10 protein-coding genes are annotated in these 10764 nt (G+C 72.0%); 8 read left to right on the top strand and 2 right to left on the bottom strand.

The annotated features are described in order from the left end of the window. Nucleotides 1–164: 164 nt before the first annotated feature. Nucleotides 165–392 carry a hypothetical protein gene (locus tag Talka_RS11015; RefSeq protein WP_342781070.1) on the top strand — a complete coding sequence of 76 codons (228 nt, stop codon included), beginning with the start codon at nt 165–167 and terminating at the stop codon, nt 390–392. A gap of 106 nt (nt 393–498) precedes the next feature. Then, a complete protein-coding gene (gene ftsH / locus Talka_RS11010) occupies nt 499–2352 on the top strand; it encodes an ATP-dependent zinc metalloprotease FtsH (protein ID WP_143891373.1) in 1854 nt (617 codons plus the stop codon). Between the two features lie 13 nt (nt 2353–2365). Here ftsH and tgt read toward each other — a convergent pair whose 3' ends face one another. After that, complete coding sequence (gene tgt / locus Talka_RS11005) at nt 2366–3550, bottom strand: tRNA guanosine(34) transglycosylase Tgt (protein ID WP_143891372.1); 1185 nt, start codon at nt 3548–3550, stop codon at nt 2366–2368. Nucleotides 3551–3622: 72 nt separating this feature from the next. Between tgt and Talka_RS11000 the strand changes: the two genes are divergently transcribed. Both Talka_RS11000 and Talka_RS10995 read left to right on the top strand, forming a co-directional pair. Next, on the top strand, nt 3623–3853 hold the full coding sequence (locus Talka_RS11000) for an AbrB/MazE/SpoVT family DNA-binding domain-containing protein (RefSeq protein ID WP_143891371.1): 231 nt from the start codon (nt 3623–3625) through the stop codon (nt 3851–3853). After that, nucleotides 3854–4243, top strand: a complete 390-nt coding sequence (locus Talka_RS10995; protein ID WP_143891370.1) for a type II toxin-antitoxin system VapC family toxin — start codon at nt 3854–3856, stop codon at nt 4241–4243. Between the two features lie 7 nt (nt 4244–4250). On the opposite strand, the gene queA is transcribed toward Talka_RS10995, so the two are convergent. Further along, nucleotides 4251–5357, bottom strand: a complete 1107-nt coding sequence (queA, locus tag Talka_RS10990; protein ID WP_143891369.1) for a tRNA preQ1(34) S-adenosylmethionine ribosyltransferase-isomerase QueA — start codon at nt 5355–5357, stop codon at nt 4251–4253. Between the two features lie 178 nt (nt 5358–5535). On the opposite strand from queA, the gene Talka_RS10985 reads away from it, so the two are divergent. The 4 genes from Talka_RS10985 (at nt 5536) to ubiA (ending at nt 10744) form a co-directional block, all read left to right on the top strand. Then, nucleotides 5536–6609: a GGDEF domain-containing protein gene (locus Talka_RS10985; RefSeq protein WP_221933888.1), complete on the top strand. Its 1074-nt coding sequence runs from the start codon at nt 5536–5538 to the stop codon at nt 6607–6609. Between the two features lie 81 nt (nt 6610–6690). After that, on the top strand, nt 6691–8844 hold the full coding sequence (recG, locus tag Talka_RS10980) for an ATP-dependent DNA helicase RecG (RefSeq protein WP_143891367.1): 2154 nt from the start codon (nt 6691–6693) through the stop codon (nt 8842–8844). Between the two features lie 30 nt (nt 8845–8874). Continuing rightward, a complete protein-coding gene (locus Talka_RS10975; protein ID WP_143891366.1) occupies nt 8875–9837 on the top strand; it encodes a hydrogen peroxide-inducible genes activator in 963 nt (320 codons plus the stop codon). Nucleotides 9838–9850: 13 nt separating this feature from the next. Beyond that, entirely contained in the window at nt 9851–10744 is an 894-nt protein-coding gene (ubiA, locus tag Talka_RS10970; protein ID WP_143891365.1) for a 4-hydroxybenzoate octaprenyltransferase, read from the top strand. The last annotated feature ends 20 nt before the right edge of the window (nt 10745–10764 follow it).

Genomic DNA, 10764 nt, shown 5'->3' with positions numbered 1-10764 from the left:
CCCGCCGGCGAGGGCTTCGACGCCGCGGCGCTGCGGCGCGTGCGGCGGCTGGCGTGGCTGCAGCGCCACTTCGACGCCGACCCGGAGCTGGCCGCGCTGGTGGTCGATCTGGAGGAGGAGATCGAGCGGTTGCGCGCGCGCCTGCGGCGGCTCGGGGAGCCGTCATGCGGCTGACACCGCCGCCGGCCACGCTGGCTGCCGGTGGCGGGCGGCGCAGGCCCGCCGGCGAGGGCTTCGACGCCGCGGCGCTGCGGCGCGTGCGGCGGCTGGCGTGGCTGCAGCGCCACTTCGACGCCGACCCGGAGCTGGCCGCGCTGGTGGTCGATCTGGAGGAGGAGATCGAGCGGTTGCGCGCGCGCCTGCGGCGGCTCGGGGAGCCGTCATGCGGCTGACACCGCCGCCGGCCACGCTGGCTGCCGGTGGCGGGCGGCGCAGGCCCGCGGGAATGACCTTGGAAGGGTGGCGCGCCCCCGCACGGCGCGCAAGGAGGAGCAGGCGATGAAGCCCGATGCCAGGACGTCGTGGAACGTCGGCTACTGGATGCTGGCGCTGTTGTTGCTGCTGTGGCTGCAAAACCTCTGGCAGACCGCGCGCACGGTGGAGCCGGTGCCGTACAGCGCCTTCGAGCAGGCGCTGGCCGACGGCAAGGTGGCCGAGGTGATCGTCGGCGAGACGACCCTGACCGGCCGGCTGAAGAACCCCGAGCCGGGCGGCAAGACGGTGATCGTGGCCAACCGCGTCGAGCCCGACCTGGCCGAGCGGCTGGCGCGCTACGACGTGCCTTACACCCGGGTGGTGGAGAACACCTGGCTGCGCGACATCCTGTCGTGGGTGGTGCCGGCGCTGGTGTTCTTCGCGCTCTGGTTCTTTGTCGTGCGCAAGGTGCTGGAGCGCCAGGGCATGGGCGGCTTCATGAGCATCGGCAAGAGCCGCGCCAAGATCTACGTCGAGAAGGACACCGGCGTGACGTTCGCCGACGTCGCCGGCGTTGACGAGGCCAAGGCCGAGCTGCAGGAAATCGTCGCCTTCCTGAAGGATCCGCAGGGCTACGGGCGGCTGGGCGCGCGCGCGCCGAAGGGCGTGCTGCTGGTGGGGCCGCCCGGCACCGGCAAGACGCTGCTGGCCAAGGCGGTGGCCGGCGAGGCCGGCGTGCCGTTCTTCAGCATCAGCGGCAGCGAGTTCGTCGAGATGTTCGTCGGCGTCGGCGCGGCGCGCGTGCGCGACCTGTTCGAGCAGGCGCGCGCCAAGGCCCCGGCCATCATCTTCATCGACGAGCTCGACGCGCTGGGCCGCGCGCGCGGCGCCGGCGGCCCCATCGGCGGCCACGACGAGCGCGAGCAGACGCTCAACCAGCTGCTGGTGGAGCTCGACGGCTTCGACAGCGGCGCCGGGCTGGTGCTGCTGGCGGCCACCAACCGGCCCGAGATCCTGGACCCGGCGCTGCTGCGCGCCGGCCGCTTCGACCGCCAGGTGCTGGTCGATCGGCCCGACAAGGCCGGGCGCGTGCAAATCCTGCGTGTGCACGCGCGCAAGATCAAACTGGCCGCCGACGTCGATCTGGAGCAGATCGCGGCGCTGACGCCGGGCTTTTCCGGGGCGGACCTGGCCAACCTGTGCAACGAGGCGGCGCTGGCGGCCACGCGCCGCGGGGCCGAGGCGGTGGCGCTGCAGGACTTCACCGCCGCCATCGAGCGCATCGTCGCCGGGCTGGAAAAGAAAAACCGCTTGCTGAATCCGCGCGAGCGCGAGATCGTCGCCTACCACGAGATGGGCCACGCACTGGTGGCGCTGGCGCTGCCGGGCAGCGACCCGGTGCACAAGGTCTCGATCATCCCGCGCGGCATTGGGGCGCTGGGCTACACCATCCAGCGCCCCACCGAAGACCGCTACCTGATGACGCGCGAAGAGCTGGAGCGCAAGATCATGGTGCTGCTGGGCGGGCGCGCGGCGGAAAAGCTCGTCTTCGGGCACCTGTCCACCGGCGCGGCGGACGACATCGCCAAGGTCACCGACATCGCGCGCGACATGGTGATGCGCTACGGCATGGAGGAGTCGCTCGGCTACATCGCCTACGAGGCGCAGCGCCCGGCGTTCCTCGACGTGCCGGGGCTGGCCGCCGGCGGCTGCCCGCGCAGCCCCGAGACGCAGGCGCGCATCGACGAGGCGGTGCGCCGCATCGTGATGGAGGCGTTCGAGCGCACCACCGCGATCCTGCAGCGCCACCGCGCGGTGCTGGAGCGCTGCGCGCAGGCGCTGCTGCAGCGCGAGACGCTGGACGAGGCGCAGCTGGCGGAACTGACCGCCGAGGTGCGCGCCGAGGCGCGGGCAGCTGCCGCTTCCACCCCAGCCTGAGGCGCCGGCGCGCTCACACCCCGGCAGCGCGCTCGGCGGCGAAGCGCTGGCGGAATGCGGCGAACGTGCCGGCCTCCAGCGCCGCGCGGATCTCGCGCATCAGGTTCAGGTAGTAGTGCAGGTTGTGGATCGTGGCCAGCATCGGCCCGAGCATCTCGCCGCAGCGGTCCAGGTGGTGCAGGTAGGCGCGCGAGAAGCCGTCGCGCCCGCCGTCGTTCCAGCTGACGCCGCTGATGCCGGCGCAGGCGTAGCACGTGCAGCTCGGGTCGATTGGGCGCGGGTCGGCCTTGTGGCGCGCGTTGCGGATCTTCAGGTCGCCATAGCGCGTGAAGTAGGTGCCGTTGCGCGCGTTGCGCGTCGGCATCACACAGTCGAACATGTCCACGCCGCAGGCCACGCCCTCCACCAGATCCTCCGGCGTGCCCACGCCCATCAGGTAGCGCGGCTTGTGCGCCGGCAGCCGGTGCGGCGTGTGCGCCAGGATGCGGCGCATGTCCTCCTTCGGCTCGCCGACGCTCACGCCGCCGATGGCGTAGCCGGGCAGGTCCAGCTCCACCAGCGCCTCCAGCGACTCCTGCCGCAGGTGCTCGAACATGCCGCCCTGCACGATGCCGAACAGCGCGTTGCGGTTGCCCAGCCGCTCGAACTCGGCCTTGCTGCGGCGCGCCCAGCGCAGGCTCAGCTCCATGCTGGCGCGCGCCTCGGCCTCTGTGGTGACGTGGCCGCTGGTCTTGTCGCCCTGCCAGTAGGGCGTGCACTCGTCCAGCTGCATGACGATGTCGCTGTCGAGCGCCGTCTGGATCTGGATGCTGACCTCGGGTGAGAGGAACAGCCGGTCGCCGTTGACCGGCGAGGCGAAGTGCACGCCCTCCTCGGTGATCCGGCGCATCGCGCCGAGCGACCAGACCTGAAAGCCGCCGGAGTCGGTCAGGATCGGCCGCGGCCACTGCTCGAAGCGGTGCAGCCCGCCGAAGGCGCGGATCACCTCCAGCCCGGGCCGCAGCCACAGGTGGAAGGTGTTGCCGAGGATGATCTGCGCGCCCATCTCCAGCAGGCTGCGCGGCGTGACCCCCTTGACCGTGCCGTAGGTGCCCACCGGCATGAAGATCGGCGTCTCCACCACGCCGTGCGTCAGCCTCAGGCGGCCGCGGCGCGCGTGGCTGGTCGGGTCGGTGGCCAGCAGTTCGAAGCTCAGCATGGGCGCCATTGTACGGGGGTGGATGCTTTACTTTAAAATCTTCTTTACTTCGTGATCGGTAAAGGGGGCGCCATGGAAACCATCGAAGCCGTCGTGTCCAGCAAGGGGCAGGTGACGCTGCCTGCCGCGATGCGCGCCAAGCTCGGCATCCGGCCCGGCTCCTACATCCAGTTCGAGCTGCGCGGCCAGGAGCTCGTGATCCGGCCCGAGACGCCGATGAGCGCCTACCGCGGCATGCTCAAGGGTTACGACCTCGGCGATGATCTAGAGCCGCCGAAGGAGCCCGACCGGGAGTTCGACTGAATGAACGTGGTCGATTCCTCCGGCTGGCTGGAGTACCTGCTCGACAGCCCCCGGGCCGATCTGTTCGCCCCGGCCATCGAGGACCGCCGCAACCTGCTGGTGCCGTGCATCGCGCTGTACGAGGTGCACCGTGTGCTGGCGCGCCGTGTGCCCGAGGAGGTGGTGGCGCGCTGCCTGGACGTGATGCGGCTGGGCCGCGTGCTGGACCTGACCGACGCGCGCGCGGTGGCCGCCGCGCGCGTGGCGCAGCGGCATCGGCTGGCGATGGCCGATGCCATCATGCTGGCGATGGCGCAGGAGTTCGGCGCCACGCTGTGGACGCAGGACGCCGACTACGCCGGCCTGCCCGGCGTGCGCTACGTGCCGAAGCCGGGCGCGGCGGCGCCCTGAAGCCGCCTCAGGCCACCGGCGCGCCGCGAGGCCCCGCGCGCGCCAGCAGCATCGCATCGCCGTAGCTGAAGAAGCGGTAGCGCCGCTCGATCGCGTGGCGATACAGCGCCATGATGTGCTCGTAGCCGGCGAACGCCGACACCAGCATCAGCAGCGTGCTGCGCGGCAGGTGGAAGTTGGTGATCAGCAGGTCCACCACGCGGAAGTCGAAGCCCGGCGTGATGAAGAGGTCGGTGTCGCCCTCGGTGGCGCCGCTGCGCGCCCAGCTCTCCAGCGTGCGCACGGTGGTGGTGCCCACCGCCAGCACGCGCCCGCCGGCGCGGCGCGTGCGCTCCAGCGCCGCCAGCGTCTCAGGCGGGATCCGATACCACTCACGGTGCATGCGGTGGGCACGGATGTCCTCGCCTTTGACCGGCTGGAAGGTGCCGGCCCCCACGTGCAGCGTGACGCTGGCGCGCCGCACGCCGCGCGCCTCCAGCGCCGCCAGCACCGCCGCGTCGAAGTGCAGCGCCGCAGTCGGCGCGGCCACCGCGCCGGGGTTTCTGGCGAAGATGGTCTGGTAGCGCTGCTCGTCCTCGGCGGTGTCCGGATGATCGATGTAGGGCGGCAGCGGCACGTGGCCGTGGCGCTCCATCAGCGCATACGGGTCGTCGGAGAAGCGCAGGCGAAACAGCGGCCCGTCGGCGTCGGGCCAGCGCCCCAGCAGCGTGGCGGTGAAGGCCGGCTGCCCGTCGGCCTGCGGCGCCATGCGCAGCACCGTGCCGGGGGCGGGCTTTTTGCTGACCTTCATGTGCGCCACCACCTCGCCGTCGGCCAGCACGCGTTCCACCAGCAGCTCCAGCCGCCCGCCGGTGGGCTTCTCGCCATAGAGGCGCGCCTTGATCACCTGCGTGTCGTTGAAGACCAGCAGGTCGCCCGGCTCCAGCAGCCCCGGCAGCTCGCGGAAGATACGATCCTCTGGCGGCCAGCCGCGCCCATCCAGTAGCCGCGCGGCGCTGCGCTGCGGCGCCGGGTGCTGGGCGATCAGCTCGGGGGGGAGGTGGAAGTCGAAGTCGCTGGTGGTCCAGACGCGCGCGGCGCCAGTAGCGGCAGGGGAAGGGGGGACGTTGTTCATCGTGCTTGAGGGCCGGACAGGCCCGTGCCAAGTTCAAAGTTCTCATTGTCGCTGATTGGGGCGGCGGCCCTGTCGGCCTAGGGTTTTCCCGTGGTGTGCCGGGTGTTGACATCGGCGGGCCGCACGTGGCCGTTACCATTGGATGTTCCAAGCATTTTTGTCAGAATCACAGGAGGCGATGCGCACCCCCTCTTCATCAGCGCCTGGTCGGCAAGACGACACGGCTGCGCCCTCGGGGGCGTGGGCACTGCTGCGCGCCCGCGTCCGCGCGGACTACCGCGCCGGGGTGTTGCTGCTGGGCGTGGGCGTGACCCTGGTGTGGCTGCTGCCGTTTGCAGTCTACCGCGCCTGGCAGGGCAACTGGCTGGCCACGGCCAACGACCTGGCGCTGTCGCTCCTGCTCGGGGGGGCTGCAGCGTATGCCTGGCGCACCGGCGACACCCGCCGCGCGGCCTGGGTGGTGGCGCTGGCCATCGTCGGCGGGCTGTGGGCCATCGGCTTGGCGGCGCGCTTCGCGGCGCTGTTCTGGACCTACCCCGGCGTGCTGATGCTGTTCTTCCTCGTGCCGCCGCGAGCGGCGGTGTTGCTGGCGCTGCTGGCGGTGACGGGGGCCGCGGTTTTTTCCTGGAGCGAGCTGGGCGGCAGCGAGGGGCTGCCGTTCTTTGCCTTCACCGCGCTGCTCACCGCCTTGCTGGGTTATGTCGTGGCGCAGCAGGCGCAGCGGCAAATCGAGCTTTGGCAGACGCTGAGCTTGCTGGATGCGCTCACGGGCGTCGGCAACCGCCGACTGCTGGAGCTGGAGCTGGCGCAGGCTGCCGCGCGAGGCGGCGACGTGGGGGCGCTGGCGGTGGTGGACTTGGATCACTTCAAGGCCATCAACGATCGCCTTGGCCACGATGGCGGCGACGCGGTGCTGCGCCAGTTCGCCTCTGTGGCGCAGGCGGTGCTGCGCAAGACCGACCGGCTCTATCGTTTGGGCGGGGAGGAATTCGTGCTCTGGCTGCCGCCCGATGAACCGCAGGCCGTGCGTGCCTTGCTGCAGCGGCTGCGCGCCGCGGTGGCCGAGCGCGTGCGTGCCGGCGAGGCGCCGGTGACCTTTTCCGCCGGCGTGGCGCGCCACACGGCGGGCGAGCCGTGGACGGCATGCCTGGCGCGCGCCGACGCGGCGCTGTATCGCGCCAAACGGGCCGGCCGCGACCGGCTGGAAGAAGCGTGGGACGCAACGGGCCAGCCCGCGCGCACCGCGGACTAGTCGGCCTCGACTCGTTCAGAGCTGCGCGGCGGGCCTGTCGCGAGGCCCTGGACAGCGCCAGCGCGGTGCTAGCATCGCCGCATGCCGCGCCGCGCCGCTGCTCCTGCCGCCGAGCCCGACCGCGCCGCCGAAGGGGCGTCGGCGCGCGCCCGCGGTCCGCAGCAGGCGCTGCGCCGGCTGGGCCTCGTGCGCCCCGAGGATCTGGCGCTGCACCTGCCGTTGCGCTACGAGGATTTCACGCGCGTGACGCCCCTGGCGCAGGCGCGCGACGGCGACGAGGCGCTGGTGGAAGGCACGGTGCTGGCTTGCGACGTGCAGCCGGGCGCGCGGCGCCAGCTGGTGGCGCGGTTGAGCAGCGACGACGGCGGCCACGTCACGCTGCGCTTCTTTACCTTTTACCCGGCGCAGCGGCAGATGCTGACGCCGGGCGCGCGCGTGCGCGCCTACGGCGAGCTGCGCGGCGGCTGGGCTGGCTGGACGATGGTGCACCCGCGCCTGTTGAAAGCGGATGCGCCGCTGCCGCAGGGCCTCACGCCGGTCTATCCGACCACCGCCGGGCTGCCGCAGGCTTACCTGCGCGCGGCGATCGCGCGCGCGCTGCCGCGCCTGAACTGGGAGGAGACGGTGCCGGCCGAGGCGCTTGCGGAGCTGCCGGGTGCGGCTGGGCGGGTGTGGACGCTGCGCGAGGCGCTGCACTTCCTGCACCAGCCGCCGGCCGGCACGCCGCTGCAAGTGCTGCAGGACCGCGCGCACCCCGCCTGGCTGCGGCTGAAGGCCGAGGAGCTGCTGGCGCAGCAGCTGGCGCAGTGGCAGGCGCGGCAGGCGCGCGCGCAGCTGCGCGCCCCGGTGCTGCGCGCCGCGGCGGATGGCCTGCCGGCGCAGCTGGAGGCGGCGCTGCCGTTTGCGCTGACCGGCGCGCAGCGGCGCGTGGCGGCCGAGATCGCGCAGGATCTGGCGCGCGCGCAGCCGATGCACCGTTTGCTGCAGGGCGACGTCGGCAGCGGCAAGACGGTGGTGGCGGCGCTGGCGGCGGCGCACGCGATCGACGCCGGCTGGCAGTGCGCGCTGATGGCCCCCACCGAGATCCTGGCGGAGCAGCACTTCGGCAAACTGGTGGCGTGGCTGCAGCCGCTGCTGGCGCCGCGCGGGCTGCAGGTGGCGTGGCTGACCGGCGCGCAGCCGCGCGCGGCGCGCCGCGCGGCGCTGCAGGCCATCGAGGCCGGGCAGGCGGCGCTCGTGGTCGGCACGCACGCGGTGATCCAGCAGCAGGTGACGTTCGCGCGGCTGGGGCTGGCCATCGTCGATGAGCAGCACCGCTTCGGCGTGGCGCAGCGGCTGGCGCTGCGCGCCAAGGCCGGGGCCGAGGCCGCGGGGCTGGAGCCGCACCTCTTGATGATGAGCGCCACGCCGATCCCGCGCACGCTGGCGATGGCCGCCTTCGGCGACGTGGATGTCTCGACGCTGGACGAGCTGCCGCCCGGGCGCACGCCGGTGGTGACCAAGCTGGTGGCCGAGGCGCGCCGCGCCGAGGTGATCGCGCGCATCCGCGCGCAGGTGGCGCAGGGGCGGCAGGTCTATTGGGTCTGCCCGCTGGTGGAGGACAGCGAGGCGCTGGACCTGCGCGCCGCCACCGCCACGCATGCCGAGCTCGCCGCCGCGCTGCAGGACGTGCGCGACGCCGCCGGCCAGCCGGTGCGCGTCGGGCTGCTGCACGCACGCCTGCCGGCGGCGGAGAAGAAGGCGGTGATGGAGGCGTTCGCCGCCGGGCAGGTGGCGGTGCTGGTGGCCACCACCGTCATCGAGGTGGGGGTGGATGTGCCGAATGCCTCCCTCATGGTGATCGAGCACGCCGAGCGCTTCGGCTTAAGCCAGCTGCACCAATTGCGTGGCCGCGTCGGCCGCGGCGCGCTGGCCTCGGTGTGCGTGCTGCTCTACAGCCCCGGGGAGGACGGGCGCGTCAGCGAAGCGGCGCGCGAGCGGCTGCGCGCGATGGCCGAAACCACCGACGGCTTTGAGATTGCGCGGCGCGACCTGGCCATCCGCGGCCCCGGCGAATTCCTCGGCGCGCGCCAGTCCGGCGTGCCGACGCTGCGCTTTGCCGATCTGGAGCAGGATGAGCCGATCCTCGAATGGGCGCGGCGCTGGGCGGCGCAGCTGTGGCGGCAGGATCCGGCGCGCGCGCAGGCGCATGTGCAGCGCTGGCTCGGCGCGTGCGTGGACTATCTGAAAGCTTGAACCGATAATCGGCGTTGACGGAGGCCGCCGATGACCCTGACCGAATTGAAATACATCGTCGCCGTGGCGCGCGAGCGCCACTTCGGCCGCGCCGCCGAAGCCTGTTTTGTGTCCCAGCCGACGCTGTCGGTGGCGATCAAGAAGCTGGAGGAGGAGCTGGAGGTCAAGATCTTCGAGCGCAGCGCCGCGGAGGTGACGGTCACGCCGCTGGGCGAGGAGATCGTGCGCCAGGCGCAGGTGGTGCTGGAGCAGGCCGCCGCGATCAAGGAGATCGCCAAGCGCGGCAAGGATCCGCTGGCCGGCCCGCTGCGGCTCGGGCTGATCTACACCATCGCGCCGTACCTGCTGCCGGATCTGGTGCGGCAGGTGATCGAGCGCGCGCGCCAGATGCCGCTGATCCTGCAAGAGAACTTCACCGCCAAGCTGCTGGAGCAATTGCGGCTCGGCGAGATCGACGCAGCGATTTTGGCCGAGCCCTTCCCGGAAGCCAACTTGGCGGTGGCGCCGTTGTATGACGAGCCCTTTGTGGCGGTGGTGCCGCGCGACCACCCGCTGGCGCAGCGCACCGAGATCACGGTGGAAGAGCTCAAGCGCGAGACCATGCTGCTGCTTGGCAACGGGCACTGCTTCCGCGACCACGTGCTGCAGGTCTGCCCGGAGTTCGCGCGCTTTTCCGATCATGCCGAGGGGATCCAGAAGAGCTTCGAGGGCTCGTCGCTGGAGACGATCAAGCACATGGTGGCTGCCGGCATGGGTGTGACGCTGGTGCCGCGCCTGTCGGTGCCGAAAGGCGCGCTGCCCGGCGAAGAAGGCCACGGCGCTGCCGCCGACGGCGTGCAGGCGTATGTGCGCTACATCCCGCTGGCTGGCGAGCCGCCCAAGCGCCGCGTGGTGCTGGTGTGGCGGCGCAGCTTCACGCGCTACGAGGCGATCGCCGCGCTGCGCAACGCCATTTACGCCTGCGAGTTGCCGGGCTGCCACCGTTTGACGTGAGTTGTTGCTCGCCATGAACCTGGGTTGGTTGCCGCTGCCGCAGCCCTGGCGCGCGCGCTGGGCGCTCTATCTGGATTTGATCCGCTGGGATCGCCCGGCGGGTTGGTTGCTGCTGTTGTGGCCGACGCTGTCGGCGCTGTGGCTGGCCGCTGGCGGCTGGCCCGGCTGGCACCTGCTGCTGGTCTTCGTCGCCGGCACCATCCTGATGCGCAGCGCCGGCTGCTGCGTCAACGACGTGGCCGACCGCGAGTTCGACCGCCACGTCAAACGCACCGCGCAGCGCCCGGTGACCAGCGGTCGCTTGAGCGCGCGCGAGGCGCTGACGGTCGGCGCAGCGCTGGCGCTCATGGCCTTTGCGTTGGTGCTGACCACCAACGCGGCGGCGGTGGCGTGGTCGTTCGCGGCGCTGGCGGTGGCGGTGTTTTACCCCTACACCAAACGCTTCTTTGCCATGCCGCAGGCGGTGCTGGGCGTCGCGTTCAGCTTTGGCATCCCGATGGCGTTCGCGGCGGTGCGCGGCGAGGTGCCGGTGTTGGCTTGGGGGCTGATGGCGGCCAACCTGTTTTGGGTGCTGGCCTACGACACCGCCTACGCCATGGTGGATCGTGACGACGACCTGCGCATCGGCATCCGCACCTCGGCGATCACGCTCGGGCGTTGGGATGTGGCGGCGGTGCTGGCGTTTTCGGTGCTGCACCTGGCGCTGTGGACCGGGCTGGTGTGGCCGCACGCCGGCGGGCCGTGGTTGGCTGCCGGCGTGGCTGCCGCCGCGGCGCAGGTGCTGGGGCACGCGCGGCTGATCCGCGGCCGCACGCGCGAGGGGTGTTTTGCGGCGTTTCGCCTCAACCATTGGGTGGGGGCGGCGCTGTTTGCGGGGCTTGCGCTGCAGCTGGCGCTGGGCGGCTGAGCCGCTGCGCGCAGGGCAGC

The sequence above is a fragment of the Tepidimonas alkaliphilus genome, from assembly GCF_007556595.1.
GTDB classification, from domain to species: domain Bacteria; phylum Pseudomonadota; class Gammaproteobacteria; order Burkholderiales; family Burkholderiaceae_C; genus Tepidimonas; species Tepidimonas alkaliphila.
This window is presented reverse-complemented; position numbering and strand designations above follow the sequence as displayed.

Coding starts and splice junctions, on each gene's coding strand:
- queA (WP_143891369.1), bottom strand. CDS start 5,357: ATGAACAACGTCCCCCCTTCCCCTGCCGCTACTGGCGCCGCGCGCGTC.
- ftsH (WP_143891373.1), top strand. CDS start 499: ATGAAGCCCGATGCCAGGACGTCGTGGAACGTCGGCTACTGGATGCTG.
- Talka_RS10975 (WP_143891366.1), top strand. CDS start 8,875: ATGACCCTGACCGAATTGAAATACATCGTCGCCGTGGCGCGCGAGCGC.
- Talka_RS10995 (WP_143891370.1), top strand. CDS start 3,854: ATGAACGTGGTCGATTCCTCCGGCTGGCTGGAGTACCTGCTCGACAGC.
- Talka_RS11015 (WP_342781070.1), top strand. CDS start 165: ATGCGGCTGACACCGCCGCCGGCCACGCTGGCTGCCGGTGGCGGGCGG.
- recG (WP_143891367.1), top strand. CDS start 6,691: ATGCCGCGCCGCGCCGCTGCTCCTGCCGCCGAGCCCGACCGCGCCGCC.
- Talka_RS10985 (WP_221933888.1), top strand. CDS start 5,536: ATGCGCACCCCCTCTTCATCAGCGCCTGGTCGGCAAGACGACACGGCT.
- tgt (WP_143891372.1), bottom strand. CDS start 3,550: ATGCTGAGCTTCGAACTGCTGGCCACCGACCCGACCAGCCACGCGCGC.
- Talka_RS11000 (WP_143891371.1), top strand. CDS start 3,623: ATGGAAACCATCGAAGCCGTCGTGTCCAGCAAGGGGCAGGTGACGCTG.
- ubiA (WP_143891365.1), top strand. CDS start 9,851: ATGAACCTGGGTTGGTTGCCGCTGCCGCAGCCCTGGCGCGCGCGCTGG.